The 13,688-nt window shown below is 72.7% G+C and carries 14 protein-coding genes; 8 read left to right on the top strand and 6 right to left on the bottom strand.

Features of this window, described 5'->3' with window-relative positions:
• The first annotated feature begins 135 nt into the window (after positions 1-135).
• Both BIU96_RS16050 and BIU96_RS16045 read left to right on the top strand, forming a co-directional pair.
• Positions 136-576 carry an OsmC family peroxiredoxin gene (locus BIU96_RS16050; protein WP_071293595.1) on the top strand — a complete coding sequence of 147 codons (441 nt, stop codon included), beginning with the start codon at positions 136-138 and terminating at the stop codon, positions 574-576.
• A gap of 116 nt (positions 577-692) precedes the next feature.
• Complete coding sequence (locus tag BIU96_RS16045) at positions 693-2,201, top strand: threonine/serine exporter ThrE family protein (RefSeq protein WP_071293594.1); 1,509 nt, start codon at positions 693-695, stop codon at positions 2,199-2,201.
• A gap of 15 nt (positions 2,202-2,216) precedes the next feature.
• Here BIU96_RS16045 and BIU96_RS16040 read toward each other — a convergent pair whose 3' ends face one another.
• Entirely contained in the window at positions 2,217-2,411 is a 195-nt protein-coding gene (locus BIU96_RS16040; protein WP_071293593.1) for a DUF2795 domain-containing protein, read from the bottom strand.
• 110 nt (positions 2,412-2,521) lie between these two features.
• Complete coding sequence (locus BIU96_RS16035) at positions 2,522-3,196, bottom strand: TetR/AcrR family transcriptional regulator (RefSeq protein ID WP_071293592.1); 675 nt, start codon at positions 3,194-3,196, stop codon at positions 2,522-2,524.
• A gap of 168 nt (positions 3,197-3,364) precedes the next feature.
• On the opposite strand from BIU96_RS16035, the gene BIU96_RS16030 reads away from it, so the two are divergent.
• The 4 genes from BIU96_RS16030 (at position 3,365) to BIU96_RS16015 (ending at position 7,747) form a co-directional block, all read left to right on the top strand.
• Positions 3,365-3,688 (top strand): hypothetical protein, encoded by a 324-nt coding sequence (locus tag BIU96_RS16030; protein WP_071293591.1) that lies wholly within the window; start codon positions 3,365-3,367, stop codon positions 3,686-3,688.
• A gap of 89 nt (positions 3,689-3,777) precedes the next feature.
• Positions 3,778-4,683 (top strand): ABC transporter ATP-binding protein, encoded by a 906-nt coding sequence (locus BIU96_RS16025; RefSeq protein WP_217642285.1) that lies wholly within the window; start codon positions 3,778-3,780, stop codon positions 4,681-4,683.
• A complete protein-coding gene (locus tag BIU96_RS16020; protein ID WP_071293590.1) occupies positions 4,680-5,663 on the top strand; it encodes an iron-siderophore ABC transporter substrate-binding protein in 984 nt (327 codons plus the stop codon). Before BIU96_RS16025 ends, BIU96_RS16020 begins: the two co-directional genes overlap by 4 nt.
• Positions 5,594-7,747 (top strand): iron ABC transporter permease, encoded by a 2,154-nt coding sequence (locus BIU96_RS16015; RefSeq protein WP_302847736.1) that lies wholly within the window; start codon positions 5,594-5,596, stop codon positions 7,745-7,747. The genes BIU96_RS16020 and BIU96_RS16015 overlap by 70 nt, the downstream gene beginning before the upstream one ends.
• 166 nt (positions 7,748-7,913) lie before the next feature.
• Here the strand turns inward: BIU96_RS16015 and BIU96_RS16010 are convergent, their stop codons facing one another.
• Entirely contained in the window at positions 7,914-8,795 is an 882-nt protein-coding gene (locus BIU96_RS16010; RefSeq protein WP_175477587.1) for an SDR family oxidoreductase, read from the bottom strand.
• A gap of 347 nt (positions 8,796-9,142) precedes the next feature.
• Between BIU96_RS16010 and BIU96_RS16005 the strand changes: the two genes are divergently transcribed.
• Positions 9,143-9,937, top strand: a complete 795-nt coding sequence (locus tag BIU96_RS16005) for a hypothetical protein (RefSeq protein ID WP_071293588.1) — start codon at positions 9,143-9,145, stop codon at positions 9,935-9,937.
• A gap of 34 nt (positions 9,938-9,971) precedes the next feature.
• Here the strand turns inward: BIU96_RS16005 and BIU96_RS16000 are convergent, their stop codons facing one another.
• Together BIU96_RS16000 and BIU96_RS15995 are read right to left on the bottom strand one after the other, a co-directional pair.
• On the bottom strand, positions 9,972-10,754 hold the full coding sequence (locus BIU96_RS16000; RefSeq protein ID WP_071293587.1) for an endonuclease/exonuclease/phosphatase family protein: 783 nt from the start codon (positions 10,752-10,754) through the stop codon (positions 9,972-9,974).
• A gap of 25 nt (positions 10,755-10,779) precedes the next feature.
• The gene (locus BIU96_RS15995; RefSeq protein ID WP_071293586.1) at positions 10,780-11,340 is read right to left on the bottom strand and encodes a sigma-70 family RNA polymerase sigma factor; all 561 of its coding nucleotides are present in this window, start codon (positions 11,338-11,340) and stop codon (positions 10,780-10,782) included.
• 48 nt (positions 11,341-11,388) lie between these two features.
• On the opposite strand from BIU96_RS15995, the gene BIU96_RS15990 reads away from it, so the two are divergent.
• Entirely contained in the window at positions 11,389-12,054 is a 666-nt protein-coding gene (locus tag BIU96_RS15990) for a TetR/AcrR family transcriptional regulator (protein ID WP_071293585.1), read from the top strand.
• Here the strand turns inward: BIU96_RS15990 and BIU96_RS15985 are convergent.
• Positions 12,047-13,570: an LCP family protein gene (locus BIU96_RS15985; protein WP_071293584.1), complete on the bottom strand. Its 1,524-nt coding sequence runs from the start codon at positions 13,568-13,570 to the stop codon at positions 12,047-12,049. The genes BIU96_RS15990 and BIU96_RS15985 overlap by 8 nt on opposite strands.
• Positions 13,571-13,688 lie beyond the last annotated feature (118 nt).

The raw sequence follows: 13,688 nt of genomic DNA, 5'->3' as shown, positions 1-13,688 counted from the left end.
ATGTACGCCCGAATCTACTCGGTACGCCCAATCCTGCGTCTTCCCCGAGAGCCCGTGACGAGAACGTCCGTTCTCGACTTGACTCAGACGCGATAGTCCCGACTCGGGACCGATTCCCACACGAAAGGAGCGGCCATGCCCACGCGCACCGCACGAACCGCCTGGAACGGCGGCCTCAACGACGGCTCCGGCCAGGTCGAACTCTCCAGCTCGAAGGTCGGCACCTACGACGTCTCGTTCCCGAAGCGCGCCGCCGACGACGCCGGTGGCACCACCAGCCCCGAAGAACTCATCGCCGCAGCGCACTCCGCCTGCTACGCCATGCAGTTCTCGGCGGTCCTCGGCGAGGCCGGCGGCACGGTCGAGGCCCTCGACGTCAAGGCCGACGTCTCGCTCGGCCCGGACAGCGCCGGCGGCTTCAAGCTCACCGGCATCGTCCTCACCGTCACCGGCGAGGTCTCCGGCATCGACGAGGCAGCCTTCCTCAAGGCCGCCGACGAGGCCAAGGCCACCTGCCCCGTCAGCAAGGCGCTCACCGGCGTCGACATCACGCTCAACGCGACGTTCGAGCAGTAACGGACCAGGTGCGGGAGACCGCGCCACCCGACGGACTGGAGGCCCGTGGCGACGCCGCCACGGGCCTCCAGTCCGCGTCCTGGTGACGTGGAGACCGCGACTGGCACCATGGCGGGATGGCCGAGCAGTTCCTCCCCGGTGCGCCGCGACCGGGGCGACCCCACCGGCCCCGCGTCCGCAACCTCGCACAGCACGACATCCGCGACGCCCGCGCACGGCTCCGCGGAACGATCTACGAGGACGTCTCGCCGGACACCCGTGCCCGCGAGCAGTACTCACCGGTGCAGATCGTCGACTTCTGCCTCGACCTCGCCGAGGTGATGCTCGCCTCCGGGGCCGACACCCGCAGCGTCGAGACCGCCGTGGTCGCCGTGTCCACGAAGTGGAACCTCGCCCCGCTCGACCTCGACTTCTCCGGCAGCTCGGTCACGATCCAGTACGCGCCGTCGGACACGCCACCTCTGGTGAAGGTCCGCACCGTGCAGTCGGACGGGTCCGACCTCGACCGTCTGGCGCGGGCGAACCAGATCGTCGACGACCTGGTGCACGACGAGCGGGACATGACCTCCGCCGTGAGCGCACTGGTCGCGGTCCTCCGGCTCCCGCCGCGCTGGCCGACCTGGCTGGCGGACGTCGGCCTGTCGATCCTCGGCATCTCGATCGCGATGCAGGCCGGCGGTGGGTGGCGTGCCGGCCTCGGCGCGTTCGTGCTCATGCTCGGCATCATCCTGTCCGGCCGCTGGCTGACCGGTCGGGGCTTCCCGCAGTTCTTCGTCTCCGGCGCCCAGGGAGCGGTCGCGTCGGCCATCGGCACGCTCGCGATCTGGGCCGGCGTGCTGCACCCCGGTCAGGCGGCGACGATGGTGGCTGCGCTCGTGGTGCTCCTGCTGCCGCACCCGTCGCTCGTGACGTGGGCGCAGGACGCGATCTCCGGGTTCCGCGCGATGGCGGTCGCCCGGGCCTTCTACATCGGGCTCGTCATCGCGGCCATCGTGGTCGGGGTGCCCGCCGGCATCGCCCTGACGAAGTGGCTGCACATCGAGGTCGATCCGTCCGGCATCGTCCTGCCGGTCCTGCCGCTCTGGGCCTCGCTCGCGCTGACCGTGGTGTCGGCCGCGGCGAACTGCTTCGTGCAGCAGGCCAGCGCCCGGGTGATCCCGGTGGCCGTCGTGTTCTCCGTGGCCGCCAGCGCTGCACTCCGGGGCCTCCGAGAGGCCGGGCTGCCGCTGCTCGGGGCGACGTTCCTGGCGGCCGTGCTCCTCGGCGTGCTGTCGACGATCGCCGCGGCACGGATGCGGACGGCCGTCGCGGCGATCGCGGTGCCGGCGTTCTGCGGCGCCCTGCTGCCCGGGGTCGCGGTGTCGAACGCCCTGCTGAACTTCATGTCCGGGTCATCGAGCGCCGCGCTCGACTTCGTCGCCGCGGTGTCGGTCGCGCTCGGCATCGGGGCGGGACTCGTGCTCGGCGGGCTCGTGGCCACGCCGGGTGCTCGTCGTGCGCTGCGCCGGTCGCGGCGGGTCGTCGTGCACTCGGTGCACAACGACACCACCGCGATCCCGGTCATCCGCGACTCGGGCTACGACCCGGGCAACGGCTCGACCCCGCGGGGCACGCGGGCGCGCTGACGCGGCAACCCGGGGTCAGCCCGCGTCGGAGACGGCGCTCGACACCGCGGTCGGGGCGTCGTACTCGCCGTCGGGGATGTTCTTCAGGGCGTCGAGGACCTCGCCCTCGGCGCCCTCCTTCTCGGCGGTGGCGACGATGTCCTCCTTCGAGGCCGGGTAGTCGATGCCACTGAGGTACTTCTGGACCTGGATCGGGTTCGCTGATGCCATGTCGGCTCCTTCCGTCGGAGACCCACCGAGTACGCCGGTGCCCCTCCGAGCCGGTCCGGCCACCGCGCGCAGCGGATCAGCGGCGACGCCCGAGAGGCGACGCGATCGGGTCAGAGTTCCCAGCCGCCGTCGCCCCAGGTGGACAGGCGGCGTGCGGCCTGGGGCTCGTACCGCTCCATCCAGCCGCGCTCGAGCCGCGCGACCGCACGGTCGAACGCCGGCACGAGGTCGAGATCCGAGCGCAGGAGCGCCTGCAGCTGCAACCCCTCGTAGAGGGCGATCAGCTGCTCGGCACCGCGGCGGGGGTCCATCGTGTGCGGGGCACGGCCGACCGCGACGTCGTGCTCGAGGCCGCGCTTGATCTGCGCGTAGAAGAGCTGGTACCGGGAGCGGAGGTAGGTCGCCATCGGGTGCTGCGGGTTGCCGGCGACCGACAGCAGCGCGACGAGCAGCCGCATGAGCGCCGGGTCCTCGGCGTTCGACGCGACGATGGCGCGGAGGAGCTGCACGGTCGAGCCGTCCCCGACCTCGCGCGTGACCTCGTCCATCCGGCCACCGTTCCAGCGGTCGACGGCGGCGAGCACCAGGCCGTCCCACGACGGGAAGTGCTGGTGGAGTTCCTCGACCGGGATGCCGAGGCGCTCGGCGACGAGCGCGGCGTGGGCCTCGTGGAAGGGGACGTCCCGCAGCAGGTCGACGGTGGCACCGACGATCGTGATCCGCAGGTGCAGGGTGGCGGCTGCGGCGGCTGCCGCGTGCGTGTCCGCGCTGGTGTGTTCGAGCATCGTGCCCTCCGTCGGTCCCGGACGTCCTGTCCGCGTCGCCCCTCTTGGGGGCAGGTCCATCCAAGTGGAGATCGGGGGCCACCATCATCCCCGGTCCGGGTGTCGGCATGTCGGGGGACAAGCGCGACTTCGCAGGACAATCGCGGCGATCCGTGTGACGATGCCGGGATGACCCCGAACGACCCCACCGCGCAGGGACTCGCGACCATGGCCTCGGCCGGGTTCGAGTTCGGCGGCGACCCCGACCAGGTCGCACACGACGTCCGCACGATGTGGGAACAGCTGGGCCGTCCGGTCGGGGCCTTCGACGCCGCAGCGCGCGCGATCGCCGTCCTGCCGCAGCGTCCCGAGGTCCCGATCGCCGACCAGGCCCGTCGGCGCGAGTTCGAACGGGCGGTCGGGATCAACCCCGTCGAGGTCGAGCTGGCCGCGGCACTCTCCGCCCGCGAACTGCTCGAAGGGCTCGCGCGCACCTGCAGCGCCCCCTGCTGAAGCGGTCCGCAGCGGTCCCGACGATCCCCCGCCTCCGGAATCCCGTCACGCGTTAGGGAATCGAGGCAAGGTGAGGCTACCCTTACCTCGTGGTCGATCTGGATGCGCGTTCCGTCACCGTGGGCTACCACGGCGAGCCCGTCGTGCACGCCGCCTCACTGGAGCTCGTCGCCGGGAAGGTGACCGCACTGGTCGGACCGAACGGTTCCGGGAAGTCCACCCTGCTGCGGACCATCGCGCGCCTCCAGGCCCCCCGATCCGGCGACGTGACCCTGCGGGGCGTGGCCGACATCAGCACCGGCACCAGCACCGACGCCGGGCACGCCGACCGCGGCGACGACCTCGACGGCCTCGCGCTCTCCCCGAAGGCCTTCGCCCGCCAGGTCGCCCTGCTCACCCAGGGCCGGCCGGTCCCGGGCGGGCTGCGTGTCCGCGACCTCGTGGCCTTCGGCCGCTACCCGTACCGCTCGCGCTTCGGCGGGCAGGACCCGGACGGCGCCGCGGCCGTCGCGCACGCCCTCGACGTCACGGGGCTCACGCCGCTCGCCGAACGCGCCGCCGACGAGCTCTCCGGCGGCCAGCTCCAGCGCGTCTGGCTGGCCAGCTGCCTGGCGCAGGAGACCGGCGTCCTGCTGCTCGACGAACCGACCACGTACCTCGACCTCCGCTACCAGGTGGAGCTGCTCGACCTGGTCCGCGACCTCGCGGACGAGCGGGGCATCGCCGTCGGCGTGGTCCTGCACGACCTCGACCAGGCCGCCGCCGTCGCCGACCGCGTCGTCCTGCTCCGCGCCGGGGTGGTCGTCGCCGACGGCTCCCCCGAGGAGGTCCTCGTGTCGGACCGCCTGACCGATGTCTACGGCATCCGCATCGACGTCGACCACGACCCCTCCACCGGACGCCTGCGCACCCGCGCGATCGGCCGGCACCACACCCGGACCGCGTCGGACACCGGCGCGCACCACACCATCGAAAGGCTCCACGCCAGCTCATGAGACGACTCCTCGCCGCCACCGCCATCGCCGCCACCGCTGCCCTCGGCCTGACCGCGTGCGGCTCGACGCAGGCAGCCTCCGACGAGACGTCCTCGGCGTCGAGCATCACCGTGACCGACGCGACCGGCACGAAGGTCACGCTCGACGGTCCGGCGAAGAAGGTCGTCGGCACGGAGTGGAACGTCGTCGAGGACCTCGAGACCCTCGGCGTCTCGCCCGCCGGTGTCGCCGACGTGAAGGGCTACTCCGCCTGGGACTCCGCCGTGCCGCTGACGGGCAAGCCGGAGGACATCGGGACCCGCGGTGAGCCGAGCACGGACACCATCGCCTCGATCGCACCGGACCTGATCGTCGCCACCGACGACCTGAAGGACTCCGTCGTCGCACAGCTCCGGAAGATCGCACCGACGATCGTGGTCTCCTCGGCGAAGGGCAGCGACCAGCTCGGCACGACCAAGGCGACGCTCGACCTCATCGCCGAGGCCACCGGCACCACCGCGAAGGCGAAGTCGGTCTGGAAGGGCCTCGAGGACGCGATCGCCGACGGCAAGGAGCAGCTCACGAAGGCCGGCAAGGACGGCACCGAGGTGGCGTTCGCCGACGCCTACGTGTTGTCGAACCAGGTCACGATCCGTCCGTACACGGGCTCGTCGCTCATCGGGACGATCAACGGCGAACTCGGGCTGCAGGACGCGTGGGCATCGACCGACGTGAAGGGCGACGCGGCGTACGGGCTCGGCTCGACCGACGTCGAGGGCCTGACCGGCCTGCCCGACGCCACCGCCTTCCTCTACATCGGCAACGACGTGGACGGCGACGACGTGTTCGCGAAGACCCTCGCCTCGAACGCCGTCTGGAAGGGCCTGCCCTTCGTGCAGGACGGCGACGTGCACCGTCTCGCCGACGGCATCTGGATGTTCGGCGGCCCGGGTTCGATGGAGGCGTACATCGACGCCACCGTCGCCGCGCTGACGAAGTAGCGGCCATCGACACCACGACGGCACCGGCGCGGGCCGGGCGACGCAGCATCGTCGTCCGGCCCGCGCTCGGCGTCGCGCTGCTGGTCGGCGGGATCGCGCTCGTCGCGGTGCTCGCCGCGGTCGACGTGACGCAGGGCACCGCGCACGTCGGGGCGATCGACGTCTGGAACGCCGTCCTCGGGCGGGCGGACCGCACCGACGCGTCGGTCGTCGCCGCATCGCGGTTCCCCCGCGCGGCCGCGGGGCTGCTCGTCGGCTTCGCCCTCGGCGTCGCCGGCGCCGCGATGCAGGCGGTCAGCCGGAACGTCCTCGCCTCCCCCGACACCCTCGCGGTGAACGCCGGGGCGTACCTGGCGCTCGGCGTCGTGTCGGTCGCCGGCGTCGGCCTGCCGGTCGTCGCGCAGGGTGCGGTCGCGTTCCTCGGCGGGCTCGGCGCCGCGGCCCTCGTGCTCGCGCTGTCCGGACTCGGCAGCGGGACGGTCCGGCTCGTCCTGGCCGGCACCGCCCTCGCGCTCGGCCTCGGGTCGATCACCCAGGCCCTCATCCTGCTGTTCCCGCAGCAGACCCAGGGGCTCTACGCGTGGAACCAGGGCGGCATCGCGCAGAACGGGTTCGCCACGGTCCTGCCGATGCTGCCGGTGCTGGCCGTCGGCGTCGTGGGGTTCGTCCTGCTCTCGCACCGCGTCGACGTCCTCGCGCTCGGGGACGACGCCGCGCGCGGTCTCGGCGTCCCCGTGCGGGGCACCCGCGTCGTCGCCGTGGTCCTCGCCGTGCTGCTCACGGCGGCGGCCGTCACCATCGCGGGACCGATCGGCTTCGTCGGGCTCTGCGCGCCCGCCCTGGTCCGCCCCCTCGCCCGGCGCTTCCCGACGCTGCACCGCTCGTGGGCACTGTTCCTCGTGGCCGGGCTCGTCGGCGCGGGGATCGTGCTCGCGGCGGACGTGCTGCTCCGCGCCGTGGTCAGTGGCGACCGTGCGGTCTCGGTGTCGACCGGGGTCGTGACGAGCGTCCTCGGCGCGGTCTTCCTGGTCGTGCTGGCGGTCCGCGCCCGCGACGCCGGGCAGACCACGCCGCTCGAGGTGCACCGGATCCCGGGCCGCACCACCGTGGCCGTCACGGTCGTGGTGCTCGTGGCGGTCCTGGTGGGCGTCGTGATCGCCTCCGTCCTGCTCGGTGACGCGAAGCTCCTGCTCGGCGACGTCACGAACTGGCTGACCGGCCGGGCGAACCAGGCGATCTCGTTCATCCTCGACACCCGCGTCCCCCGGGTCTCGGCGGCGCTCCTGGCCGGGGCCGCGCTGGCACTCGCGGGCACCCTCGTGCAGGGCGTGACACGCAACCCGCTCGCCGACCCCGGGGTCCTCGGCGTCTCGAGCGGCGCCGGGCTCGGTGCCGTGCTCGTCGTGACGCTCGTCCCCGCGGCGGCCAGCTGGTCCGTCGCCGGGGCCGCGTTCGTCGGTGCGGCCGTCGCCGCGCTGGTCGTGTTCGGCTTCGCCGCCCGCGGCGGCTTCCGCCAGAACCGGCTCGTGCTGGTCGGCGTCGGCGTCTCGGCGGGCCTGACCGCCCTGATCAGCCTGCTCATCGTCGTGACGGACCCGTTCAACGCGAACAAGGCCCTGACCTGGCTGTCCGGGTCGACCTACGGCCGCACGTGGCAGGACTCGCTCCCGGTGGTGGCCGTGCTGGCGGTGTCGCTCGTAATCCTCACCACCCGGACGCGCGAGCTCGACCTGGTCTCCCTCGACGAGGACACGCCCCGTCTGCTCGGCGTCCCGCTCGGCCGCACCCGGCTCGGGTTCCTGGCGCTGTCGGTGCTGCTGACCGCGACCGCGATCGCCGCGGTCGGCACGATCGGGTTCGTCGGCCTGGTCGCGCCGCACCTCGCACGCTCGCTGGTCGGCCGCGCCCACGCCCGGGTCGTCCCGGTCGCGGTGGTGCTGGGCGCGCTCCTCGTCTGCCTCGGTGACCTGCTCGGCCGAACGGTGATCGCCCCGGCCCAGCTCGGCGCGGGCATCCTCACCGCCGTGGTGGGGACGCCGTACTTCATCTGGCTGCTGCTGCGCACGCCACGGGCCGCACGCTGACGCGATCGGCGCGGCCGCGGCCGCGGCCACGACCCCGCACGACCTGACAATGCCGGCGCGAGCCGGTCACGCCGACGCGACCACGGCCCGGAACCGGCCACGCGCACGACAGGAGGCGCGGCGCCCACCGGCACCGCGCCTCCTGTCCGGCACTCGTCCTGCAGCCCTACGGCGTCGGCATCCCGCCGTCGACGTGCAGCGTCTCGCCGACGACGTACGACGACTCCCCGCTCGCCAGGAACACGTAGGCCGGCGCGAGCTCGGCCGGCTGTCCCCAGCGGCCGAGGTAGGTCTGCTCGCCGGCGGACGGCAGCGCCTCCGGCGGCTGCCCACCGGCGGGCTGCAGCGGGGTCCAGATCGGCCCAGGCGCGACGGCGTTGACGCGGATGCCCTTCGGCGCGAGCTGCGCCGCGAGGCCCTTCGCCAGGTTGTTGACGGTGGCCTTCGTGGCCGCGTAGTGCACCAGGTGCGGCGACGGCGCGTACGCCTGGATCGACGTGGTGTTGATGATCGTGGAGCCCGGCTGCAGGTGCGGCACGGCGGCCTTCGTGATCCGGAACGTCGCGTAGGCGTTCGTCTTGAAGGTCTCGTCGAACTCCTCGTCGGAGATGTCCTCGATCGAGGCGACGTTCTGCTGCTTGCCGGCGTTGTTCACGAGGATGTCCAGCCCACCGAGCTGCTCCACGGCGTCCGCCACGATCTGCTCGCACACGGCGAGCGAGGTGATGTCCCCGGGCAGGGTCACGGCCTTGCGGCCGGCTGCCTCGATGAGTCCGACGATGCGGTCGGCGTCCTCCTGCTCCTCGGGCAGGTACGAGATGGCGACGTCGGCGCCCTCGCGGGCGTAGGCGATGGCGACGGCGGCGCCGATGCCCGAGTCACCGCCGGTGACGAGCGCCTTGCGGCCGGCGAGCCGTCCGGAGCCGCGGTAGGTGTCCTCGCCGTGGTCGGCGGGGACGTTCTCCGCCATCTCGGCGTCGGTGCCGGCACCCGGGAGGTACTGCTCGTCCGGCTTCTTGTCGGCGTACATCTTCGTCGGGTCCTGCATTGCGTACTGGTCGATCTGCTGGTCCGTCATGCCCGTGACGGTACGCAGGTGGTCACCCCGGACCGTCCAGCAGGCTGTCCCCCGACGCGTGGACCGGCCTGCGTCGTCCGCCGGTCGCGAGCGGGCCTGGAGGCGCGACACCGGCCCGGCACGGACCGTGCGGCGGGTGGGCGCGCGGGATCGCGACTCCCGCGGCAGGGGCCGGACCAGGGTGCGGCTCCGACGAGGGCCGGCCCGGGCGACGTGATCGTGACGCGTCACCGACGAATGTCACGGTCCGGTGACGACCAGGCCCCGATTCGGTAACACCCGTCGTCCAACCAGCCGCGACGTCGTACCGTCGACTGGTGACCTTCCGGACCGTCCTGGCGTCGAGCGCCACCGTGCTGGCCTTCGCGGCCGGCGCGTTCGGCATCGGCGGCACCCCCGGATCCGGTCCGGCGACCGCTGCGGCGGCCGAGCTCTCCTCCGATGCCTCGCTGCACGAGCAGCCCGCGCGGGTCAGCGCCGCCAAGCTCAAGCGTGTCGACGCCATCGAGCTGGACGCCGAGTCGCTCGTGTTCCGGAACGGCTCGAAGACCGTGACCGAGGCCTCGATGCGCGACTCCGTCACCACGGTGTCGCTGCTCAACCGTCTGCTCGGCACGCCCTCGCGGACCCAGACGGCCGAGGGCGACGGCGGCGCGTGCTTCCCGTCCGGCACCACGTACACCTGGGGCGGCGCGGTCCGCGTCGCCGCCCTGTCGACGCCCGCCAAGGCCGGCAACGCGGTCGAGATCCGCATCCTCCGCGACGCCGTGCGCACGCGTGCCGGCGACGACGTCGACCTGACCGGCCCGGACGGCGTGCAGGTCGGTGACGACATCCACGATGCGATCGCCGATGCCCCGAAGTCGGAACGCGTCTCGTACGGGTCCGACGACACCAAGGCGTGGCAGCTCCTGCTCGAGCCGGGCTGGAGCCCGACCGACGAGCCACGCACGGACGACGCGACCGACGCCGACGACACCAACGCCGACGCCGACACCCCGACGGACGACGCGGTCGCACGCGGGACGAACGGGGTCTCCGCCCTGACCGACGACACGACGGTCACGGTGCTCGGCTCCCCGATGCCGGTCCACGCCCAGCGCAGCTGCTGATCCCGGGCGGCCCGCCCCACCCGGTCGAGACCGATCAGATCCGCAGCGTCGCCACCACCGGGAAGTGGTCGCTCGCGAACCAGGTCTCCGGTCCGTCGTGGTCGATCACGACGCGGTCCACGCCGGCGATCCCACGCGTGAACACCCAGTCGATCCGCTCCCCCGAGTCCACCGGGGGCTGCCAGTCGTTGAACGTCGCGGTCCGGTCCGCGGGGTCACCCGCGACGACCCAGGCGTCCGCGAAGCCCGCGTCCGTGAGCACCCGCGACGCCGCGCCCGCCCCGGCCGGCTCGTTGCAGTCGCCCGCGACGATCACCGGGCCGTCGGTACCGTGCAGGCGTTCGGCGATGAGCGCGGCGCTCTTCGCCCGGACCTCGTCGCCGTGCGGCCCCACCTCGTGGTCGAAGTGCGTGGTGAGCAGCGTGAAGGCGGGTCCGTCGACGTCGAGGAGGCCGGCGTGGTTCGCGACCCGCGGGAACACGCTGCCCCAGGTGTTCGAGACCGGCTCGTCGGGGGTGTCCGACAGCCAGAACGTCCCCTCGTCCGTCGGGCGGAAGCGGCTGCGGCGGAAGAACACGGCGGCGTGCTCGCCGGCTTCGCCGCCCTCGCGTCCCTGCCCGACGTCGGCGTGGTCCGGGAGTCCGGCGCGGAGGTCGTCCATCTGGTGGTCGAAGGCCTCCTGCACGCACAGCAGGTCGGGATCGTGCCGCCGGATGACGTCGAGCAGCACCGGGAGCCGGGCCGGCCAGTCGTGCGCGGGGTCCGGGTTCTTGATGTTGTAGGTCATCAGGGTGATCGGCCGCGCTGCGTTGCTCACCCCTCGACCGTACTGACCGACGGCGTCACGGGGCCATGACCCGCCGCAGTGCGGTGACGCCGTCCCGTGCGCGCGTCTTCGCGGTGCCGACCGGGACACCGAGCGACGTCGCGACCTCGGGCCCGGTCATGCCGACCAGGTAGCGCAGTGCCACGGCCTCACGCTGTCGCACGGGCAGGGCGGCGACGGCCCGGTGCAGTTCGGCGCGCTCGAGGACGCTCTCGGCCCGCTCGGTGCCGGCGTGGTCGACCGGCTCGTGGTCCCGCGCGCCGATGCGCAGGTCGCGGTCGCGGTCGGCGCTGCTCTTCCGCACCCGGTCGATGGCGCGCCGCTGGGCGATCGTCCGGATCCAGGCGATGGCGGCGTGCTGCGGGTCGAACCGGTCCGCGATCTGCCAGATCTCGAGGAAGACGTCCTGCACGACCTCCTCCGCCTGCCAGGGATCGACGAGCTGGTGCCGGACGTACCGCTCGACCAGGGGACGGAAGCGCACGTACAGGCGCTCGAAGGCACGTCGGTCGCCCAGCGCGACGGCGAGCAGGAGAGCGCGTTCTTCGTCGCGCCGAGCGAGGAGTGCATCGTCCATGCGGAGAATGTCACATGAGCAAAATGTACTCGCAAGTACACTCTGAGCATGCGCCTCGAACACGCCCCGAAGACCCTTCGACGCACGACGCCGAAAGGACTGGCGACCCGGAACCGGATCGTCGTCACGGCCGCCGACCTGATGCTCACCCGGGGCGTCGCCGGCACCACGCTCGACGACATCGGGGCCGCTGCCACCGTCGGCCGGTCGCAGATGTACCACTACTTCACCGACAAGGGTGAGCTCGTCCGCGCCGTCGTCCAGCAGCAGACCGACGCGGTCATCACCCACCAGGGGCCGGACTACGGCGACCTCACGACGTGGGACGCCTGGCAGCGCTGGCGCGACCGGGCCGTGGAGGACGCCACCGCCGGGGACTGCGTCGGTGGCTGTCCGCTGGGGTCCCTCGGCACCGAGCTGGCCGAACGGGACGTCGACGCGCGGGACCTCGTCGCCGCCGGCTTCGCCCGGTGGGAGCAGGGCTTCCGGCACGGTCTCACCGTCATGCGGGACCGCGGACTGCTCGACGCCGAAGCCGACCCGGACACGCTCGCGACCGTGGTGATGGTCGCGCTGCAGGGCGGCCTGCTCCTCGCGCAGGTCCAGCGGGACGTCCGCCCGCTGGCGATCGGACTCGACGCCGCGATCGCCGCCATCCGGCAGCACGCGACCGCACCCGCGACGGTGGACGCGCCCGCGACGAGCGTCAGTTGATGCAGACGCCTTCCTTGCCGTAGCTCTTCACGTCGGTCGACGACGGCTTCGGCTCGGACGAGGCGGACTTCGACGGCTTCGGTGCAGCAGCGCCGGCGTCGGACGACCCGGCGGCGGAACCGTCGGCCGGGGTCGATGCAGCACCACCGGCCGCGGGGACCGGCGTGACGGTCTTGCCGTCGGAGCCGAGCACCAGCGTGACACCGGTGACGGCGGTGGTCCGCACGGCGACGGCACCCGGCACGACGGCGGCGACGGCCTTGGCCTGCGCCTCCATCCCGGCGGGGTACTGCACCTGGGTGGCCTTGGTCGTGTCGGAGGAACCGGGGGCGCCGACCTGGAACCCGCGGGCCGTGAGCACCTGCCCGGCCGCACCCGCGGCACCCGTGACGCCGCTGCCGTTCAGCACGGTCACCGTGGTGGCCGCGGGCTGCGCAGCCGTCGCCTTGGTGTACTCCTCGGGTTCGCCGACCAGCCCCTGCACGAACGCGGGGAGCCCCACGGTGTCGACCTCGACGATGGACAGCGCCGAGCCGTTCACGGTGATGGTCGGCGTCCCCAGGGTCGGGATCGTCGCGGACTGGATGTTGCCCGGGCGGAGGTTCCGCATCTGCGACGCCAGGTTGATCAGGTCGGTGTCGGTCTGGATCGAGCCGCCGACCGCGCGCAGGATGTTGCCCATCTTCACGGGGTTGAGCAGCGTCCCCGCGGAGAGCACCTTGCGTGCTTCCTGCGACAGGAAGTACTGCTGGCGGACGTTGCGGTCGAGGTCGCCGTTCGGCAGACCGTGCCGCTGGCGGACGAACGAGAGCGCCTGCTTCGCGTCGAGCGTGGACTTGCCGGCGGGGAGGTCGACCCCCGAGTAGCGGTCCTTGCTGGCCTGGTTGAGGCAGACCTCGACCGGGCCGAGCTCCTTCACCACCTGGTAGAAGCCGAGCAGCGAGACACGCACGTAGTGGTCGATCGAGAGCCCGCTGAGGTTCTGGATCGTCTGGATGAGCAGCTTCGCCCCACCGGTGTCGCCACCGCCGTTGAGCGTGCCGAAGTAGAAGGCGCTGTTGAGCTTGCCCTTGCCGACGCCCGGGATGTCGACGTACGAGTCGCGCGGGAACGAGATCATCGTGGCCTGCGAGCCGTCCTCGTTGATGTGCAGGACGATCATCGTGTCGGTGTTCGTCGCACCGCCGTCGGACTGGGTGCTCAGCTCGGCCATCTGCTCGGGCGTCGCGTTGTCCGGCCGGTGGTCGTCGCCGACGAGCAGGATGTTCTGCGCCTTGCCGTCGACGTCGTCCTGCTTCGTCGTGCCCCCGCCGGAGATCGCGTCGATCCTCGTGACACCGTTCGACAGGCTGCCGTACGCGTAGGCGGCGTACCCGCCACTGAGCAGCAGCCCCATCGTGAGCACGCCGGCGACGGCGGGGAAGACCACCCCGGCGCGTCGCTTCTGGCGGCCGTGGCGCGGCGGCACGGAGCCGCGGGTGGCGCGGCGCGTCGTCTCCTCGGGTTCGTTGCTCACCCCGAAACCATAACCGCAGCGCGTCCAGCGGACATCACACGGCCCTGGCAGGTCGCCGCGATTCCGCCGAGTCCACTCGCGCTCCGGACGCGGGTGCGGGACGGACGGGAGGCGCGGT

It is taken from the genome of Curtobacterium sp. MCBA15_008 (assembly GCF_001865065.1).
Classification (GTDB): domain Bacteria; phylum Actinomycetota; class Actinomycetes; order Actinomycetales; family Microbacteriaceae; genus Curtobacterium.
The sequence above is the reverse complement of the archived record's forward strand: the minus strand, read 5'-3'. Positions and strand labels throughout refer to the sequence as shown.